The 20,441-nt window shown below is 44.3% G+C and carries 16 protein-coding genes; 1 reads left to right on the top strand and 15 read right to left on the bottom strand.

Features of this window, described 5'->3' with window-relative positions; genetic code table 11:
* Positions 1–9: 9 nt before the first annotated feature.
* The 13 genes from LPKJCM_RS04785 to LPKJCM_RS04735 form a co-directional block, all read right to left on the bottom strand.
* Positions 10–894 carry a ParB/RepB/Spo0J family partition protein gene (locus LPKJCM_RS04785; protein ID WP_057962451.1) on the bottom strand — a complete coding sequence of 295 codons (885 nt, stop codon included), beginning with the start codon at positions 892–894 and terminating at the stop codon, positions 10–12.
* Complete coding sequence (locus tag LPKJCM_RS04780; RefSeq protein WP_057962452.1) at positions 887–1,651, bottom strand: ParA family protein; 765 nt, start codon at positions 1,649–1,651, stop codon at positions 887–889. The genes LPKJCM_RS04785 and LPKJCM_RS04780 overlap by 8 nt, the downstream gene beginning before the upstream one ends.
* 13 nt (positions 1,652–1,664) lie before the next feature.
* Positions 1,665–2,402, bottom strand: coding sequence for a 16S rRNA (guanine(527)-N(7))-methyltransferase RsmG (gene rsmG, locus LPKJCM_RS04775; protein WP_057962453.1), 738 nt, complete (start codon positions 2,400–2,402; stop codon positions 1,665–1,667).
* Positions 2,403–2,710: 308 nt separating this feature from the next.
* Positions 2,711–2,842, bottom strand: a complete 132-nt coding sequence (locus tag LPKJCM_RS13740) for a hypothetical protein (RefSeq protein WP_263851656.1) — start codon at positions 2,840–2,842, stop codon at positions 2,711–2,713.
* 167 nt (positions 2,843–3,009) lie between these two features.
* Positions 3,010–4,296, bottom strand: a complete 1,287-nt coding sequence (gene pepT / locus LPKJCM_RS04770; protein ID WP_057962454.1) for a peptidase T — start codon at positions 4,294–4,296, stop codon at positions 3,010–3,012.
* Between the two features lie 14 nt (positions 4,297–4,310).
* Complete coding sequence (locus LPKJCM_RS04765) at positions 4,311–5,960, bottom strand: peptide ABC transporter substrate-binding protein (RefSeq protein ID WP_057962455.1); 1,650 nt, start codon at positions 5,958–5,960, stop codon at positions 4,311–4,313.
* An 837-nt stretch (positions 5,961–6,797) separates the two neighbouring features.
* Positions 6,798–6,956, bottom strand: coding sequence for a hypothetical protein (locus LPKJCM_RS13165; protein ID WP_165758568.1), 159 nt, complete (start codon positions 6,954–6,956; stop codon positions 6,798–6,800).
* Between the two features lie 6 nt (positions 6,957–6,962).
* Entirely contained in the window at positions 6,963–7,733 is a 771-nt protein-coding gene (locus tag LPKJCM_RS04760) for a type II toxin-antitoxin system death-on-curing family toxin (RefSeq protein ID WP_057962456.1), read from the bottom strand.
* A 244-nt stretch (positions 7,734–7,977) separates the two neighbouring features.
* Complete coding sequence (gene rihC, locus LPKJCM_RS04755) at positions 7,978–8,892, bottom strand: ribonucleoside hydrolase RihC (protein WP_057962457.1); 915 nt, start codon at positions 8,890–8,892, stop codon at positions 7,978–7,980.
* Positions 8,893–8,986: 94 nt separating this feature from the next.
* A complete protein-coding gene (locus LPKJCM_RS04750; RefSeq protein WP_420844022.1) occupies positions 8,987–10,291 on the bottom strand; it encodes an NCS2 family permease in 1,305 nt (434 codons plus the stop codon).
* 38 nt (positions 10,292–10,329) lie between these two features.
* Positions 10,330–11,607 carry a NupC/NupG family nucleoside CNT transporter gene (locus LPKJCM_RS04745; RefSeq protein WP_057962459.1) on the bottom strand — a complete coding sequence of 426 codons (1,278 nt, stop codon included), beginning with the start codon at positions 11,605–11,607 and terminating at the stop codon, positions 10,330–10,332.
* Between the two features lie 125 nt (positions 11,608–11,732).
* Positions 11,733–12,563, bottom strand: a complete 831-nt coding sequence (locus tag LPKJCM_RS04740; RefSeq protein ID WP_057962460.1) for an alkaline phosphatase family protein — start codon at positions 12,561–12,563, stop codon at positions 11,733–11,735.
* Positions 12,564–13,839: 1,276 nt separating this feature from the next.
* The gene (locus tag LPKJCM_RS04735) at positions 13,840–14,880 is read right to left on the bottom strand and encodes a hypothetical protein (RefSeq protein ID WP_057962461.1); all 1,041 of its coding nucleotides are present in this window, start codon (positions 14,878–14,880) and stop codon (positions 13,840–13,842) included.
* 192 nt (positions 14,881–15,072) lie between these two features.
* Here LPKJCM_RS04735 and LPKJCM_RS04730 point away from each other — a divergent pair, with 192 nt between their 5' ends.
* Positions 15,073–16,260, top strand: a complete 1,188-nt coding sequence (locus LPKJCM_RS04730; protein WP_057962462.1) for an SGNH/GDSL hydrolase family protein — start codon at positions 15,073–15,075, stop codon at positions 16,258–16,260.
* Positions 16,261–16,532: 272 nt separating this feature from the next.
* Here the strand turns inward: LPKJCM_RS04730 and LPKJCM_RS04725 are convergent, their stop codons facing one another.
* Together LPKJCM_RS04725 and LPKJCM_RS04720 are read right to left on the bottom strand one after the other, a co-directional pair.
* Positions 16,533–18,164: a hypothetical protein gene (locus tag LPKJCM_RS04725; RefSeq protein WP_057962463.1), complete on the bottom strand. Its 1,632-nt coding sequence runs from the start codon at positions 18,162–18,164 to the stop codon at positions 16,533–16,535.
* A 490-nt stretch (positions 18,165–18,654) separates the two neighbouring features.
* Positions 18,655–20,274 (bottom strand): hypothetical protein, encoded by a 1,620-nt coding sequence (locus LPKJCM_RS04720; protein ID WP_057962464.1) that lies wholly within the window; start codon positions 20,272–20,274, stop codon positions 18,655–18,657.
* Between the last annotated feature and the right edge of the window lie 167 nt (positions 20,275–20,441).

Below are 20,441 nucleotides of genomic sequence, written 5' to 3'. Positions count from 1 at the left end.
GGAAAGCGACTAGTCCAAATCAACGCCAAACATCTCCAGGATCCGGTTCAAATCATCCGTTGAGGTGTAGGCAATCTCAATTTTGCCCTTGCCCTTCTTACGCGACGAATTTACAATCGACACCGGCGTCCCAAATTTTTCTTGGAGTTGACCTTCCGACGCTCTGACAAATGGCGATTTTCTGGGCGTCTTTTTCTTTTCGGCGGACTTGTTGCCGTTAATCTTGGCAGCGGCCTGCTCCAGTTGACGGACAGTTAGTGATTCGTTGACTGACTTGCGGGCTAATTTAATCAGTTCCTGCTTGTTGTTAACGGAAAGTAAGGTTCTCGCCTGGCCCATTGACAATTTCTTGTCTTCAAGCATTTTCTTAACTTCAGTTGGTAGGCCTAGAATTCGCAGGTAGTTGGCAATGTATGGGCGACTCTTGCCCAATCGCGCGGCAACCTGTGCCTGAGTCAGATCCAGCCTGCTCATTAACATATTGTAGGCTTCAGCTTCTTCAAGGGTCGTCAAATCTTCTCGCTGCAAGTTTTCCATCACAGCGATTTCCATCATCTGTTCTTCATTGACACTCCTGATGATGGCAGGAATGGTTTCCTGTTTGGCAATCTTTGATGCCCGCAGCCGGCGTTCCCCAGTTAACAATTCAAATGAGGCAACTTCTGGATCGGGCTGTCTGACAATGATCGGCTGAAAAACACCGGAATTTTTGATTGAAAGCGCCAGGTCTTCTAAGGCTTTTTGGTCGAACCGGTGTCTGGGCTGATAGGGGTTGGGCTTGATGGTGCTGACTTTAAGGTCAATGACGTCTTCTTTACTGGTATCTACGTTATTATCTTGGAATAAGGCCTCAATTCCCTTACCAAGACCGGTTAGTTTTTTCTTATTAGCCATGGTTTGCCAGCACCTCTTTTGCCAGATTCATATATTTCTCAGCACCCTTTGACTTTGGGTCGTAATCCATAATTGGCAGACCATAGCTTGGTGCTTCCGATAAGCGGACGTTTCTTGGAATAATGGTGTCGTACACCTCATCCTTGAAGAATTTGCGGACTTCGGTATTCACTTGTTCGCCCAGATTGGTCCGGGCATCGAACATGGTTAATAATACCCCTTCAATCTTCAAATTTGGATTGAAATGCTTCTTAACCAATTGAATGGTGTTCAAAAGTTGACTCAAACCTTCCAGGGCATAGTACTCACTCTGCACTGGAATCAGAATCGAGTTGCTGGCTGTGAAGGCATTGATGGTAATCAAACCAAGCGATGGCGGACAATCAATCAATACGAAATCATATTGGTCCTTGACGGCATCCAGGGCGGCCTTCAAACGAGTTTCTCGAGCCATCTGGGGTGTCAATTCAATCTCAGCGCCAGATAGCTGAATGGTCGCCGGCACAATGTCCAGGCCCTCATGTGAGGTATGAACAATTGTTTCAGCCATCGGTTCTTCGTTGACCAAGACGTCGTAAATATCTTTGGTGATGTCCGCCTTGGAAACCCCGACACCACTAGTGGCATTTCCCTGAGCATCGGCATCTACCAAGAGGATTTTCTTCCCCATCGAAGCCATCCCGGCGCCCAAATTAACGGCCGTCGTTGTCTTGCCAACACCGCCCTTTTGATTTGCAAGCGCGATTACGTATGTCATCTTTCATCCCTCCTCATCGTTTGCTTTGATCCAGGGGTTCGCGGTTGGGTGTCCCTGGCTTGCGTGGATATTTCTTAGGTGTTTTAGTTACTTTATCAATCACAATAATGTGTCGTTCCTCATCAGAAATCGGCAGTGAGAATTCGTTGTCTCCGGAAACCTTACCACCCAGCAACTGAATGGCCGGTTTGGCATCTGAGAGTTCACCTTCCGCCTTGGCGGCCTTTAAAGCGACCATCTTACCGCCGATTTTGGCAAGCGGCAGGCAAAGTTCACTCAACACCGTCAATCTGGCCACTGCACGCGCGGTCACTAGATCGTACTGCTCACGGTGCTCAGATTTCTTACCGCCAAACTCCTCAGCGCGGGCATGAAAGAGCTCAACGCCGTCCAGATTCAATTCTTTGACCAAACTTGTCAAAAAGTTGATCCGCTTATTCAATGAATCAACAATCGTCACCTTGAGTTGTGGAAAGAGAATTTTTAACGGTAATGACGGAAATCCGGCTCCTGCTCCCACATCACAAATTGACAACGGCGCCGTTTTAATCTGTGAAACAAAAAAGGCTGGTGTAATCGAATCATAGAAATGTTTGAGATACACTTCAGGCTTTTCTGTAATTGTGGTCAGATTAACGTGTTCGTTAACGGCCACTAACAGCTTAAAATAGGCATCGAACTGATCCATCTGCGAATCAGTGACTTCGATACCTTTATCCAAAAGCGCCTGTTTGAATTGATCATTGTTCATACTTAATTTCTCCTGATATGTGAAACAATCTGTTTCACGTCTTACTATACTTTACCTTAAAATCACTTGACTGACAAGGTGTCCGAAGACATTTGTCTGGAGCATACATATAAGATTTTAACATGTTTTGTCATTAAATTTATGGGTTTAGCTAATTCAATGACAAATGGCGGGAAGAAATTGGTTAATCAACCCAGATTGTCCACAACCATAAAAAGCAACCAGCGAACTGATTGCTTTAATCAAAGATTGTTCATTATATTCTAGCAAAAGTGTAAACGTGATTCGACCACAATATAATGAACAAGCTACTCTCCCAAATACATGTACAGCATCGAAATTAGTCCGTAAGTCCTGACCGTTTCTTTCTTTTCCTCAGCCTGCTTCTCACTCACTAATTCCTGGTAAAGGGCTTGATTCTCATTCGAAGTGTTCTGCATCTCAGCGACCTCCCTTCACATTTATCATACACCCAAATTTTGTTGGCAATTACTTTAATTTTTTGTGTTCCAAATAAAAAATCACAGCACTCCAAAATTTGAAGGCTGTAATTTCATTGTTAAATGACTTGCAGGTACCACGAGGATCTCCCCAAGCGGTTGACTTGTTAACTTAATTTGACGGGCAACTCATCGCGCTGCCCATATTCGCGAACGTGTTCTTGAACAATCTCACTGACAACCTGGGCCGTCTTGGTCATGGCTTCGGTGCTGACGTATTCGTATGGGCCGTGAAAATTGTCGCCACCATTAAACAGGTTGGGGGTGGGAATGCCCTTGGCAGTAATCGCATTGCCGTCGGTGCCGCCTCTAAACGGTGTCATGTTGGGTTTGATTTCCAAACGATGATAGACGTTTAAGGCCAGATTGACGATGTATGGATGCTTCTTGACTGTATCGCCAATGTTTTGATATTGTTCATTGATCTTGAGGCTGACCCGTGGGGAATCATATCGCTCATTTATTCGGTCAACAATCTGATGTAAGAGAGCCAAATGACGACGATACTTCTGGGTATCAAACTCACGGACAATTAAATTGAGATGGGCCTCCCCGACCGTTGCGTTCATGTCGGTCACCAAAATAAACCCCTGGTGACCACGACTCTTCTCCGGGACCTCATCTTTTGGTAAGGCACTCACGATTTCATTAGCCAACGTGACGGCATTTACCATCAAGCCATAGGCATCCCCTGGATGAACCGCCGTGCCGCGAATATCAATCTTTGCCTCGGAGGCATTAAACGTCTCAGCTGCGATTTGCCCGGGCTGGCCGTTATCCAAAGTATAGGCAAATTCGGTCCCAAATTCTTTGGCAGGAAACCGCTTGGCGCCACGGCCAATATCTTCATCAGGACCAAAAGCAACTTTGACCTCGCCGTGCTCAACTTCAGGATGCCTCAGAAAATACTTCAGGGCGCCAAAGATTGCCGCAACACCAGCCTTGTCATCGGCGCCAAGTAAAGTGGTTCCGTCGGTCGTGATGACCCGTTGGCCGATATAATTTTTGAGCAGTGGAAATTCTTTGGGACTCAAAACGATTTGCTTTTCAGCATTCAAGACGATCTCGCCACCATCATAGTTGGGATGAATCTGGGGTTGAATGTTTTCTGCATTGTAATCGGCGGTATCCAAATGGGCAATGAATCCAATCGCACTCAAATCCTTTTCCGAGTTACTCGGCAAGCTGCCAATGACGTAGGAATTGTCAGGCTCGTACTTGGCATTCTTAATCCCTAAATCATGGAGATCCTTTTCAACTATCTTGGCAAGTTTAACCTGGCCAACGGTTGTGGGCACGGTATGGCTGTTGGCATCGGAGCGAGTGTTCACTTTGGCGTATTTGATAAACAGTGACTCAATTAATCCGGAATCAAAATCAGTTAGTTTACTCATTGATTTCACCTACCTTACTTTGCAATATAGGTTGTCTTCCAGTCGTAAGGGACGCCGGCTGGGTTGTAGACAACGTTTTTAACATTTTTCCGTAGTAACTGTGACTTTGCAACTTGGTACAGTGGAATGGTTCCCTGATCATTCATCAACGTCTTTTCAGCTTCAACCAAATTGTGCCAACGCTTTTCAGGTTGATTACCAAATGTGTTCTCAGATTGATCCAACAATGAATCATATTTAGAACTTCGATAACCGCTGGTATTGTAACTGGATCCCTTCTCGAAAACATCTAGGAAATTAATCGGATCGGCAAAAACCGACTGCCAAGTCTGGACAGTTGTTTGATAATTTTTATCCGCCTGCTTGGAAATCAACTGAACAAACGGAATTGACTGGACTTGAATTTTCACTCCGGGCAGCTTTTGCAGATCGGCTTGAATAAATTCGGCGGCATCCTTGCTGCTGTCAGTATCCGATGTTAACAGTGTCACGTGGAGTTGTTTGGCCCCCGTTTGCTTGTAGCCTTTTTGCAGGAGTTGTTTGGCTTGCTTGAGGTTATAACTCACGGCATCCTTCACATAAGCCTCTTGGTCAAAGGCTTCACCAGTCTTGGGATTCTTGCCCATCTTTGAAGGTACGAACCCTTTTAATGGCACGGAGCCATCTTGGAGAACGTTTTTGGTTAACTGCTGACGGTTGATAGCCAATGAGAAAGCGCGGCGAATATTGAGATTCTTAAAGGCCTTAACTTTGTTTTGATTCAAGTCCAATCGGGTAGTAGCGGTTGGTAGACGCTTAACAAAATTAGGATTATGCAGGTTGTTTTTGACTTGTTGGCCGCTCAGCAGCGTTGCATCAGTCTTCTTGGCGTTAAATAAATTGTAGCTGGTCGTAGTGTCCTCTGAAACCAATTCATTAATTTTGTTCAAATGAACAGCTTTCTTATCCCAATATGATGAACTCTTCGCCAGTGTCCAGGACTTGCTGGTACCACTCCACTTGGTCAGTTTAAATGGTCCGTCAGAAACTGTATATTGCGAAGCAGTTCCATATTTATCCCCAAATTTTTGAACGGCGTTTTGATTAATTGGGAAGAACAATGGCCAAGCCAACAGCTTTTTGAAATATGTAACCGGCTTGGTTAAGAATACCTCGAGTTTATATTTTCCATCGGCCTTGATTCCAAGGGAGCTAACCGGCTTTTTGCCAGAGTTGATTGCTTCGGCATTTTTCACTTGGAAAAAGTAGAATGCATCTTGAGAAGCCGTCTTCGGGGTAACCGTTCGCTGCCACGAGTAAACAAAGTCTTTGGCAACAACCGGATTACCATTGGTCCACTTAGCTCCTTTACGCAGGTTAAAGGTGTAATGCTTACCATTATCAGTGATTGTTGTCTTGGTTGCCAAAGCACCTTTAGGAGTCCCATTTTTGTCCAGGCGATACAGTCCTTCTTGTGTATTCATCAAGACATCAAAGCTCAGGGTGTCAGTGGCTTTTGAAATATCGGCGGTTGCCAAGGCACTGTTTTCGGTCCAATTCAGCGTTTGTGTCTTGGCATATTTCCCATTGCCAGCGTTATTGGATTGGGAAGATTTTCCGCAGCCAGCTAAAACCAGAGTAACTGCCAGTATAGTTGAAGCAGTAAAAATTTTCTTTAAATTCATCAAGTTAATCCCTCCAAATAGTCATGCGTCTATGTGTGTCTTCAATCGTCACAATCTGTTGCATCAACATCTGATATTGCATAAAATCATCTCCCTTAGAAATAGTGAGCGGAGCAAAGCGCTTAGAAATCGGAGTGTAAGTCTCCTTTGAGAGAAATTCCCGCTTTTGGAATTTTTCTCAAAGGTGCTTACACGGAGATTTCTGCTTTGCGCAGCTGTCCTCAAACAGTGAGCGGAGCCAGGCGGTTAGGAATCGCAGTGTAAGTCTCCTCAGAGAGAAATTCCCGCTTTTGGAATTTTTCTCAAAAGTGCTTACACGGAGATTTCTGCTTTGCGCAGCTGTCCTCAAATAGTGAGCGGAGCCAGGCGGTTAGGAATCGCAGTGTAAGTCTCCTCAGAGAGAGATTCCTGGTTTTGAAATTTTTCTCTGAGGTGCTTACGCGGAGATTCCTGCCTGGAGGAGCTGTCCTCAAACAGTGAGCGGAGCCACACGGTCAGGAACTATCCTACAATATGAGAAAACAAAAAGCGCCCCTTAGCCCACCTATGGACTAAGGGACGCTCATGCGCGTTACCACCCTATCTTCGTGTATTCAAAATACACCTCGACGGTACCATCTGAAATCGATACCCGGCAAAATAACGTTTGCTGACGGATCACCGGCATCTACCGGTCACCTGCTCGGAGCTCATCTTCATCATCTTGGCAATCAGGCCTCTCATCGAATGGCCTTTCTCTTTAGATCGCGTCAATCACTACTCTTCTCGTCACCGCATTATTCTCATGTGTTTTTAATGTTAAGTTCATTATGCCAATCTGTGCTAAGTGTGTCAAGACTATATTTTAGCAAGCTCTGCCATGATTTCTTGAACAATCTTATTTGCAAATATTTCATCGGCGGACTCTTTGAGAATCTTTTGTTGGGTCGCTTCGGATAATTGGTTGCCATGGACATTCTTGATAAACGTAGTCTTTACTTTTTTGTTTTCTTGCATGGATTGTCACTCCTGTCCTTCCGGATAATCGTTTGTTAACTGTTCAATCGTGTTCCAATCTTCATTGAACAAATTCAACCTGACATTGTCAAAAATATGGCCGGAAATCTCATCAATGTCAACTTCTTTAACTGCAATTTGAACTGAAAAGTCAATCAGTTCTTGTCTGAGACCCTTCCGAAAAACAAAGTCATATCCATTCGAATGGAGAAACACCAGGGTGGCAACCATGGCAGTTCTCTTATTACCATTAGAAAATGCTTGAAGTCCCGCAATTTGCGACCAAAGAAATGCTGCCTTATTCAAGATACTGGGATGTCGATTCACATCATACACATAGGGATTCTTCAATGTGTACGCAACGTTTTCCAAGTGGCCACGGTCGCGAACACCAGACTCCCCATATACGCCATCTTCTCTGTAGATTTGTTGTGCTTTCGAATTATACTCAATCAAATTGTCAATATCTGGCGCTACAGTTTGAATTGGAAAAAGAAAAATTCTGTTTTGGACTTGTCTATGATATAAAATGTTTAATCCAAAAACTTCAAAATCAACTTGAAGATCCACGGGGACCACTTGATCAATATCGCCACCAAAATGTTCCTTGTATGTTTTGACTAATAGTTCACTCACTTCTTGCTGCTGTTCGGCGGTATCAAATGGTGTAACTAATTGCCCAGAGTACTGAACGCCTCGAAAATACGACCCTTTTATCTTCCGATTGCCAAAATCAATTGGTTTTAAATTCTCCTTAAAAGAACCCTCATTTACCATGACCCCGCCCCTTTGAATTCAATGCTCGTCTAACGTATAATCCTGCGTTTATATTATATACGATGCTGATCAATAAGATGTTTCCTTAGTCTAAAACATTCTCAAAATGGCCACTTTTCAGTCCCAGTTAACGTTTGTCAGCTGCATAGCATTGAATAACATGGTCGGGGTGAACTACCTGAAGATTAAACTGCTCGAACAATCAAAAAACAGCCAGATATAATCATCTGACTGCCTAGAAAAATTACTTATTAATCTTAGAAACCTCATCCAAGAACCACTTATTAAAGGCTTCAGCATCAATGTCCACACAAACGTTGGCGTTGGTCTTGCCATCGTGGTAAGCGCCACGGATGTCCCCAACGGTTTCACCAATGGCGGGACCGTCAGTAACGATGTCAATCCACATTTTCTTGGTGGTGATGGCTTCTGGATGAAGCAGGTAGAAGATGGTGTTGACATCGTGCATGGCAATCCCGTCCGCACTGTTATCACCATCATGAATGATAATATCGTGAAGCATCTTACCGGTCTCGTTCATATGCTCGAGTTTGCTGAGGGAGTCCGGCGTAATCAACGCCTTCATGGTAATGTCCAAGCCAACCATCGTAATTGGAATCCCGGAATTGTACATAATTCGAGCTGCATCTGGATCAGTGAAGACGTTAAATTCAGCTGCGGAAGTCATGTTGCCTTTCCCGAGTGAACCGCCCATCGCAACGATGCGTTCGATGTGATCCTTCACTTCAGGATATTCACTGAACAGCAATGCAACGTTGGTGTATGAACCGGTTGGGACCAACGTAATTTTTTCGTCACTGCTCATAATGGTGTCTCTCAAAGCCTCAACTGCACTGACATCTAATGGTTTTGGCAGGTCCTCCGGAAAATCGTAACCCGGCATCCCCGACTCGCCATGAATTCTGGCAGCATCCTCAAATTCTTTGATCAACGGTTGTTTAGCACCCGCTGCAACCGGCACCTGTTTATTGAAGAAACGGACAATCTTTTGCGCATTCTTGGTTGTCTTATCCACGGTAACGTTGCCGGCAACACTGGTAATCAACTTAAGGTCAATCTCGGGATCATTCAATGCCATGGTCAACGCTGCAGCATCGTCAATTCCGGGATCCGTATCCATAATTATTTTGATGGTCATAATAAATTCCTTTCCAAACAAGAGTTGTTAATGTCAAACGCTTACAATTAGTTCCTAACAAGAAGCGAACCCGAAAGCCCGCCCCCTGCTACTTCTATAATAGTGCACTGAGCACTAGATCACACAAGAATAAAAATCCTAAAACATAAGTCGCAACAGTCAACTCGTGTTGCCTGCCGGCGGCAATCTTCAAAATTGGGTAAGCGACAAATCCGAACGCCAAACCAGTCGAAATGCTACTGGTAAATGGGATTAGAACGACAATCAGAAATGCCGGGAACCAATCGGAAAAGTCAAACATATTAATCCGGCTTAGCTGATTCATCATCAAGGCACCGGTAATAATGATGACCGGTGCGATCGCTGCTTGGGGCACAAAGGCCAGCAGTGGAATAAAGAACAGCGAAACGGCAAACATCAGGCCGGCAACAATCGACGTCAAGCCGGTTCGGCCACCACTTTCAATTGCCGAAGCACTTTCGGCCGCAGCAACCGTCGGACTGGTCCCAAGAATACCGGAAAGAAAGCTGGTCACAGAACTGGCCTGAAAGGCTTTCTTAAACTTGCTGGGATTTGGCATAATCCCTTCCAGCAGTCCCATCGATTCAAACACCAAAATCATGGTCATCGAAAAGACTGCCAGCACAAACGGAATTGTCAAAGCGTTGTTAAAATTCCCTTTGGCAACAATCGCCGAGTACCGGGTAATATCGCCAATCCCAACTGACGGCGAGACCTGGTCTTTGATCCCAAAGAGAATCCCGACTACCGATGTTACTAAAATCCCGATAAAGAATCCGCCGGTAACGTTCCGGACGAACAAGAATAGCGTCAGCAACAGACCAAAGAGTGCCAGCAAGGTCGCCGGTTTGGTCAAATCACCCAAAGCCAGAATCGAGTTTTTCCCCTGCTGGATCAGCTGAGCCTTTTCCAGTCCGATTTCCACTAGAAACAGCCCAATACCGGCGGTAATGCCCGCTTTCAGGGTGTCCGGGATCCCCTTGGCTAAAATGGCACTCAATTTCGTAAACGCGATAATCACATAAATGATACTGGACACAATTGAGATTGCCAACGCTTCCTGCCAGGACAAGCCCATGGCGACCACCACGGTATAGGTGAAGAAGGCATTGACACCCATTCCCGGCGTTAAAATCACCGGTGCATTGGCCCAAAATCCCATAATCAAGCAGCCAATCAACGAAGAAATAATCGTTGCGAAGACACTTAAATCAGTCGGAATCCCAGCATCTTTTAAGATCATTGGGTTCACAATAATGATGTAGGAAATGGCGAAGAAGCCGGTGATACCGGCGATAATCTCCCGCTTGACTGTCGCTTTATCTCGTATAGCCTCACGAAGAGGCAGCCGATTAGCCGCCTCTTCTTCTCTTTGCAACTTATCCAAACATAAAACCTAACTTTCTAGAACTGATTTTACCAAACAAACAGACCAACAATTCCAGCAGACATTAGGGATACCAGAATACCGGAAAGCAGCATGGTTCCCACGTTTTTACTGATCAGATCGTTCTTTTCCTTATCAACCAAGCCCTTGAAGGCACCGATAATCATACCAGTGGTTGAGAAGTTGGCGAATGATGTGATGAAGACCGTTAATTGTGCTTGGTAGTGAGCTGGGAAGATGCTGAGGTTGTGAATGGTACCGGCAATCTTACCCATAACAACGAATTCGTTGGTAACCAACTTCATCCCCATGAATTGGGCAAACTGGAATGCCTGGCTGACATCCAGACCCATTAACCATGCAAATGGGAACATGATGATTCCTAAGATATGTTCCAAAGATAACCATGGGTTGAAGAGGGCCAAAATCTTATCAATCAAGGCAGCCAAAGCAACAAAGGCGATAACGTTGGCAGCGATGATCAAAATCAAACGACCGGCGCCCAAGATTGAGTCGCCCAAGAATGAGAAGTATGGTTCACGTTTGCCATTGGCTTGAACGTCACCAGCTTCAACAGCGGCTTCGCTGGTACCTGAGCCACCCATTTTAGCAACCGTATCTTCTTCAGGGGTTACCTTAACAGGGTTCAATAAGCTCGTAATGATCAACGCGTTTAACACGTTCAATGGAACGGCAGTCAAAACAAATTGCCCAGGAACCATTTGGGTATAAGCCCCGATGATTGAAGCAGTGACACATGACATTGACATCAAAGCCAGAGTCAAGTTACGCTTGGCGGACATTTGTTTTAATTGGAGTGATGAAACTGCAAGTGCTTCAGTGTTACCTAAGAACATCATTTCAACAGCGAAGAATGATTCGAACTTTGGTGCACCAGTGATGAATGAAAGCCCACGACCAACCCACTTGATGATCCATGGCAATACACCAATGTATGTAAGTGTATCAAACAATGGCACAATCATCAGGATTGGCAGTAACGCACTCGTGACAAAGTTCATTGATTTGGCAGTTCCACCAAATTGTGGGGTCACCCAGTTAGGCAGGGCAAAATTAATTCCCTGGTAAGCAACTTGGACCAACCAGTTGAATCCGTCAGCAGCCGCTTTAACCGCATCACGGCCCCATGCGAAGCTGGTCAAGATCCATGCAAGAACAAGGTTAATTACTAAAACAACCCCAACTGAACGCCAGTTGATACCTTTTTTATTATTTGAAAATAAGAAAGCAATTCCAAGGTATACGGCGACACCCAGAATGTTGACCAGTAAATATGATAATTGCATATTCTGAAATCCTCTTTTCTGAATTTTAACGACAATAATTGCTAAACAACGATGAAGATGACTGGCTATCCCCCTCTGTAATGGAATTGGTTTTAAGAATTAAACCCTAAATAATTGGTGGCGGCTTATTTCAGCTCACCGAGAAAAAACTTGCCAATGGATTCATTGGACACTTCAAGTCCGAAAATCTCACCGATTGATGCCCCGATATCTGCAAGCGTCCGTCGAATTCCCAAAGCTTTTCCCTCAGGAAGTGAAGAGGTGTAAGCAATGAGTGGCAGGTATTCACGTGTCGGAGTGACGTCCATGGCCGGATCATTGGCATACGAAGACGTGATAATCAAAAGGTCGGTGCTATATAATTCCCGCATCAACCGCGCCAAATGCTGATCCACCAACTTAAGTGACTCAATGCAGCCTTTGCGGTTCCCCGATGCCGCATGTTCCGACAATCCCAGAGCCCGAAAATAAAGCAGCCCATTATTGGGGGCAATCACCTGCTGATGAAGTTGATCCAAGCCGGCTTCATCAGTATTGACAGGAATAATCTCCGCTTGGTTCTGATTGGAAAGGTAACTCTGGTAATTACTGATCAAAATTGAGTGCACCCCTAAGAGTCCAACGATGCCATCAATGACACTGGTCGTTCGCGTGGGCGTCTGAAAGTCAAACATCTCCCGCAAACCACTCAACTTGGAATTCTCCCGGCTCTGACTGCGAATCATCCCAAAAAAGCCAATCGGCTCCTCAACTGGCGATAGGCCGACAACCGGGTCACTGTACCGAATATTGCCAAGTCCCATTCGACTTAAGGTCGGCAGTTGAAAATCAGTTTCCTCGAGGGTTGCGATGTGGCCTAATGTATCAGCGCCAACCGATTCAAATCGATTAGCATCGCTGGCTTCACCAACACCCAAGGAAGCCAGATCAAGTACAATTACACGACGAAAGTTCATTAGAAACTTCCTTTCCAGATCAAAACTTTTGCTCAGAAAAAAGTATTCATGTGAATAGAATACCTCATTAAGGAAAGTCCTGTAAATAAAAATCAAGAAATGACGTGAAGTAATGCCTTTTACTTTCTTGATTGCGCTTTCATTATATCAAAGTGTTTTGTTGGCGTAAATAGGCAATTTTGGGGTTGATGGGATTTATGGAATTTGTTTGGGTCACGAGTTGGTGGTCCTTGTTTTATGTATTGGGTATTTTGTGGTTGCTTTTTCTCTAGTGGAAATGTGCTGCCTGGGGCAGTGACCTGCACCTAAGTCAGCTTCGGGCAAAGTCAAACTCGACTTCGCCCAAAGCTGACTTAGGCTCCGGGCACTAACCGCCCCAGTCCGCACTCTACAAAAAAATAGGATTCAAACTCGCATTTAGGTACTGCAAGCTTAAATCCTATACGGAAGGGAACTTTGGGGTTGATACCCACTTCATTAGAACTTTAATGTTTTATCGCCTCAATCTAACTATTTGTTGATCCAACTGCCGCAAACTTTAATCATTTTCACGTTTTTACTTTATTGATAAATTTGCCGTGCGGTCAACATTTTGGTTCTACGTGAAACTATCATACTTGGAACAACTGCTTGATACGTGATACATAAACCTAAGGTGCATGGTACTTAAACCTGTGAACCTTAACCTGTCTCTTGAAACTTTCATCAACTTGATATCACATCAATTTGATATTCGAATGAATTGCTCGGATCCACTACAAGTGACCTCTGTACATAACTCTTTTCAATTACTCCACCAGGTTTTCAATAGTGAATCATGGGATTCATATTTGCACATGTGTGACTCATAACATTATATTCAAACACTTAATCACCTGAATTAACCTTCTGTTATTTTAAACTGAAACAATTTGAAACTCTGTGAATCTTTGAAACAAGCGGCTAATAAAACATCTATTGAACCATGCTTCTATGAATCGTGAACCTCAAACTCTTAAAACTTAAAATAAACAACGATGCGCTCTACATGTGAAACATTTGAAAATAATCTTGTGACATAACAACATATTAATCTTGGATCGAAGAACATTCAAAGTAGGCTGAAACCCCTATGCTTCGAACTTCTTTTCCCTTCCTTGACTATATAATATCATATCTGGAAGCGTTTGCAAGGATTAAATCCTCTTTTTTTAATTTATTTCTAAACGTTGGATTGGGGTACTTTTAAACAGCAAAAAACACGGCAAGTCTTCCCGGCCGTGCTTCATCAAATGTGCTATTTAAATAAAAATCTAAGTGGGTCAAAGGCAATAAAGGTAATGCCAGCTACGCCAATAATGACCAGGGTCGCCATGACCGGAAGGGTTTCAGAAATCCCGGTCGAATCGTGTTCGGTGTACTTAACGTGCTTGACAGGCGTCGTCAACGTCACCTTATGTCCAGTGGTGGTCGTCACTGTCCCCGGCTTTTGGGCCGTCTTTAGTACGTGACGATAAATCTTATCTGAAAAGGCGTTAAACGTCAACAGCTTTGTCTTGTTATTCGCAATCGCGGTCACTTCCTTGATCGCTTTCGGATCGCTTTTTGTGACGTGATCCGCAAATGTATCACCCACAATATCATTATGAATGTGGGTGCTTTCAATGATTGGCTGATTGATCCCCGCCAGTGTCTCCTGAGGCTGTCCTGACTTGGAAGCATCTACCGCTGCTGAATTATCAGCCGCCCCATCACTGGCAGCGGGGGTTTCTTGATCCGCAGTGCTTGATTTGTCAGCATCAACAGCTGCCTTATCAATGACTGGCTTAGAGGCCTTACTTGAATCGCTGTCATCAGTAACGTCCGGTGTGTCAACATCGGCATCCACAGCAGGATCAACGACTGAGCTGGCTGACTCGTCGTTTGTTTTATTATCAGATGAACTTTCTTTTTGAGCTGACGACTGCTGTGAAGCATCAGTTGAACTATCAACAGTAGTTGATTCTGAATCATCTTTATCATTGCCGCTGTTAGGTTTGACCTGGTTATCTTTGGCATCCCCATATGTAGTTGTGACGCTGCTGGAATTCTCTTTAGCCTTTGAGTCGCCAACATTAGCGGCTGTGCGATTACTTGACTCCTCCGCTGAAACGTTGGATGAGGTCCCCTCAGCCGGGTTCACGGACGCAGCTGAATCGGTTTTACTTACCGACTGAACCTGGACCGTTGCCACAGTTGAATCATCGCTGGCGGCATTGACTTGAGTATTCATCCCCAAACCACCGAAGACCATCAATGAAAATAACAGTGTTAACCTGTATTTTACTTTGATATTCATTTGTTGACTCCCCCGAGTGCATTCTAGTCAATTGTTCTCGTAGTTTCTTGGTAAAAGTAATCATAATTGATTTACTAAAAATAAGCAAGTTGTGCACCAACTCTTCATTTGAGTGTAAGCGGCATGTAAGGGTTTCGTAACAATATCATGCTAAAGTAATACATAGTTCAAATTTATGAGGAGATAATTGATATGAATAAACGTTTTTACATAACGACTGCCATCACAGCCGCCTTGGGGATCGCGGTGATCGTGGCACCCACTCGTGCTGCGATGACGACCCCGACAACCCCGACCTCGACCAGCTCGTCAAGTAATCAATCCAAATCAACTAGTGACAACACTAAAAAATCAATTCCAGCTGCCTCAATCGTTTCTACTGAGGATTATGATCAGCCCCTTCCCTATCATTTAAAGGGCGGCTACGTCTACACCACTTCCGGCTTGAACAAGACTTTGGGGTCTGCTAAAGACTTCGCCAAGGTAACCTGGTACACTTATAAAAGAGCTGTGATTGACCGTTCGGCCCAGGGCAAAGGCAACTCCGTCTGGTACTACATCAAAAGTGGTTCCGGCAAACAAAACGGCTGGGTCTGGCGCGGCAACTTACAAGATATTTCGGAAGGAACGTTTGACATCGCAATGAAAAATAGTGACTACTTCAAATCAGACAAGCTCATCACCATGGGCGATTCCATCACCGCTGGCTACGATGGCTATGAGACTTTGGATTCCGGCTACCCAACCTGGCTGGCCCGTTACCTGAATGTCAAAGTTGATAATGCCGCCTATAACGGTGCCTTCTTGTGTGATGCCGGCGACATGTCAACACCAGGCGATTTGACCACAACGGTTAATGATACCAACTTCGCCAAATATAACGTCGCCACCATCGCCTATGGCACGAATGATTATGGTCACACGGATTCGACGATTGACCAAATTAAGAACACTTTGGATACCAATATTAAAAAGATGAAAGCCGAAAATAAGAACTTGATCATCTACGGGATTCTGCCAATTACCCGCTATGATAATAATCAAAATTCCGATGATGTGACCGGCCAAGGTGGTTACACCATGAACGAGTTGAGAAGTGCTGAAGCTGAAGTCTATCAGCAAAATGACGTCCCATACCTCAACTGGCAGGACGTTGACCCTAATTTGATTACTGACGCCAACCACATTGACCGATTTAACGACGGCCGCTTGCATCCGGCTGCCAAGACTTATCAACTGATGGCGCGGGACATCGCCAAGTTTATGATTGATAATTTCCCAAAGGATCAGATTAAGAAGACCACTTCTACTAAGAAGACTACCAGTAAGACAACGACCACTAAGAAAACCACTTCTACAAAGCCCGCCACTGATTACTAAAATTAAACCAGATCAATAAAAATAGTTGTGTAAAACAAAACCAGCGACCCGAATTTAATCGGATCGCTAGTTTATTTTTTAAAATTGCCTGGAAAAGGCATGCTTGAAGTACCTTCCCCACCCAGCAATTTAATCGTTACCTGTGTGCAACTACAAATCATATTGACGGAACGGTGATTCCATAAAGCGGACGGCCAAATCACTTTGGTCGACATTACATATTAAGTTTGTAGAGCTGGAATGGGTGAAAATATGAATCGTTTTAAAACGTATTAACCAGCGTAGTCAGAGTTAGCATTCAAATCAGAATTTAACTTTGCGGGCGTTGTATTAGTCGTATATTGATCAAAAACAAGCGTTACTTTAGATCCGTTTGGTAATGATGAAGCATTGGCACTCAAAGTTGCTGCCGGATCGTACACATAGAAGTAGTGAGCAACCGCACTTGCCGTTGATTTACTGCTATTGACTTGACCAAAGAACCCGGTTAAGCCAGAACCAATTCCAGGAGTTGCACTAATGTTGTTAACTTCATTACCATTAACATCCCAGATATCACTGTAAATGGTTTGAACAGCACTTGATGAACTAGGGTTTTTCAAAGCTTTAGTGAATGAACCATCTGGGCCAAAGTAATCTTTGGTGTTGAATGTTCCATTAACAGATCCATTAGCAGGCAAAGCACTTGATTGAGCTGATGGAGTCAGAGGTGGGAAGCCATACAAGAAGTCGCTTGATGATAAAGCGGAGTTTTGAGTCCCACTTTGACCTTTCATTGAGAAGCTAACTTTAGATTGTCCAGCAACTGGTGTTACATCGACAGTCAAAGTAGCACCAAAGGTAGCACTTGAAAGTGCGGGAGTCACAACAACATTACTACCATCACCCTTTAGATCACCACTAGTTGTGTTGAGTTTGTAGCCAGTAGGAGCACCAGTGGCAGCAATAAATGTTCCAAGGTTTTGTGCCTTAGCGTTTACCAAAGCACCAACACTATTACCTTGCTTGGTACCAGTTGAAGCGGTGGTCCAAGTATTGGTGTTTGAAAGTGTCTTACCAGTTGAAACGTCACGGTAAGCAATCTTAACACTGGTATCAGCATTAAAGTTCTCAACTGGAGTAGGTGCAGTTGCTTGCTTCAAGCCACTGTAGAGAATCCAGCCATTAGCCTTGCTGTTGGCAGCGTCAGTTGCTTCAATCTTAACCCAAAGGTCGCCTTCACGGGTCCGAGTGGTTTCATCGGTTACCTTGAAAGTAGCGTCTTTATAAGGGGTTGAATCGGTAATGACTCGGCCCTGCTTATATTGAGTCCATGCTGGGTAGGTATAGGTAACTTCGGTGCCATCATTAGAAGTACCAGGGTTGGCAATCTTGTAAGTAGCAGCCTTTTGAGTTGCGCTTAAGCCGGTTGTTTGACCTTGGGTATTAATTGAGGCACTTGAGTTAACGGATGAACTGGTATCAGTTGATGCCTGTGGATCAGTGGTTGTGTTGTATTGAGCAACACCGCCGCCAAAGACACCAGAGGTCTTACCACCGTAAATCCAGCCACGGTATGCACCATCAAATGACACAACCTTATAGTAAACGGATCCTCGGTTAGTGGTAGCAACTCGGTAAGCCCGAACGTTATGCTGTGAGCTCTTTGAGTTGGCAAAACTGCCTAAAACAGCTTTGCTGGCTTTTACTCGAGCACCACGCAACGTACCAGCTTTAGTGTATAAAGCACTCTTGCCGGTAAAGTTGACGTTACGAGCAGTCGCATTCCCTCCAAGTGTTTTGTTGGAAGTTACTTTTGCATATGATTTGGCGCTTGCTGAAGTTGCGTTAGCAGTCCCAACAGCTGCAACAAGTCCTAATGCAGCAACCCCCACGAAAAGAGACTTTTTCAAAGTTTTTTTCAAATGACATTCCTCCAATATGTTAAAAATTCGGATAAGTATAACCCCTCAGTATAAAAGTTGTTTGAAGCCTTTAATAAAGTTACAGGGATAAACCAACCTCTTTAAGTATATCATCTTTTCAGCAACAACCCCAACGGTACGCAACCGTAACCCCAGAGAAAATTAATGCTGTTTGCCCACTCAATGGGGTAGGCAGACAAAACAAAACCGCGATAAATTATTTTTACCGCGGTCTCATTGATGAAATAACAGCTGATCAAGAAGAAATGAGCTTGAAGCATCCCTTCTATTCGCATAAACCGCTTGATTGAATATGCGTGAACTATTTCAACATATTATATTGGGGAAAATTGTTAACACAAAAGGAGGGCAGACGAATTGCTTCGCCTAAATCCCCCCTCTTGACCTAGTTTGAAGAATACAATTTTAATGCACATACGATGTTGGCGTATGCTGCTGATCATATTGGAACCTGGAACATCCCTTCAGATTATTTTGAAATGTAATCTGTGTTGGCATTCAAATCAGAGTTAACCTTATTAGGTGTTGTGTTGGTCGTGTATCGATCGAACACCAGGTTGACACTTGAGCCGTTAGCCAGTGTTGAAGCGTTGGCAGCAAGGGTCTTAGTTGGGTTATAAACGTAGAAGTAATAAGCTGGAGCTGAACTGGTTGACTTGGTTGCATCTTTTTGACCAAAGAAACCAGTTAAGCCGGTCGTTGATACTTCATTACCATTAATATCCCAGATATCACTGTTTCGATAAATTGTTTGAACACTGTTTGATGAACTTGCACTGTTCAATACCTTGGTGAACTTACCATTGGCACCGAAGTAGTCAGATACGGTGAAGGTGCCATCGGTCGCACCACCAGCTGGTAATGCGTCAGTCTGAGCTGAAGCCGTTAAAGCTGGGAAACCGTAAAGAAAATCATTCGATGATAATGATGAGTTGGCTGTTCCTGTGGTGCCGGCAACGTCAAACTTAACTTTGGTCTGTGAGGCAACTGGCGTCACATCAACAGTCAAAGTTGAGCCGAACTTGGCACTTGAAAGCGCTGGGGCAACGGTTGCGTTACTACCGTCAGTCGCAAGATCTTTGCTGTCGGAAGTGTTGATCTTATAGCCAGAAGGTGCGCCTTCAGCGTAAATAAACTTGCCAATGGTTCGGCCATTTGAATCGGTGTAGTTGACGGCACTGTCGCCTTCCTTAGTACCAGTTGATGCAGTCGTCCAAGTGTTGGTCTTGCTGATCGTCTTACCAGTTGAAGTATCACGGTAAGCAATCTTAACACTCGTGTCAGCGTCAAATGTTGAAGTAGGTGTCGTTGACGCAGTGGTTAAGCCGCTGTACTTAATCCAGCCGTTAGCCTTGCTGTTGGCGGAATCAGTTGCTTCAATCTTAACCCACAAGTCGCCTTCACGGGTACGGGTAGTTTCGTCAGTAACCTTGAAAGTGGCATCCTTGTATGGGGTTGAGTCGGTGATTACCCGGCCCTTCTTGTATTGCGTCCATGCGGGATAAGTATAGGTTACTTCTGTGCCATCATTCGCGGTACCTGGGGTGGCAATCTTATACGTTGCAGCTTTTTGCGCAGTGGTCAAAGCAGTTGTCTGACTAGCTTGCGAAGAGGTTGTTGAGTATGAAGATGCTGATGAGCTTGAGTCAGTCGAAGCAGTTGGGTCAGTCGTTGTGTTGTATGATTTTACCCCACCGGCAAATGCTGTCGTTGACTTACCACCGTAAATCCAGCCGCGATAACTGCCATCGTACGAAACAATCTTATAGTAGACTGATCCACGATTAGTAGTGGCTACTCGATAGGCGCGCCAGTTCTTTTCACTACTCTTCGAAGTAGAAAGGTTGCTCAAGGTTGCTTTGGTGGCAACTGTCTTCGCACCCTTCAAAGTTCCAGCTTTGGTATATAATGCATTCGTGCCGTTAACATTAACGTTTCGACTTGTGGCGTCAGTCGTTAAGGCTTTGTTCGATGTCACCTTAGCATATGACTTGGCGCTGGCGTTAGTTGCGTTAGCGGTCCCAGCAATTGCGACAAAACTTAAAGCCGCAATTCCTGCATAAATTGATCTTTTTAGATTTTTATTCAATTTCCATTCCTCCTTAACAAAGAATACATCTAGTATAGCTTGTTATGAGGTCAGTGATATTACAGTGTTTGGACAAATTTCTTAAGTTGTTTCATGAATGTGACGTGAATAAAACAATGCAACAAAAGTGCATAGATATTATTAAATTATTCATTTTTTAAGGTTTA

Source organism: Lentilactobacillus parakefiri, assembly GCF_002157585.1.
In the GTDB taxonomy this organism is placed as follows: Bacteria; Bacillota; Bacilli; order Lactobacillales; family Lactobacillaceae; genus Lentilactobacillus; species Lentilactobacillus parakefiri.
The sequence above is the reverse complement of the archived record's forward strand: the minus strand, read 5'-3'. Positions and strand labels throughout refer to the sequence as shown.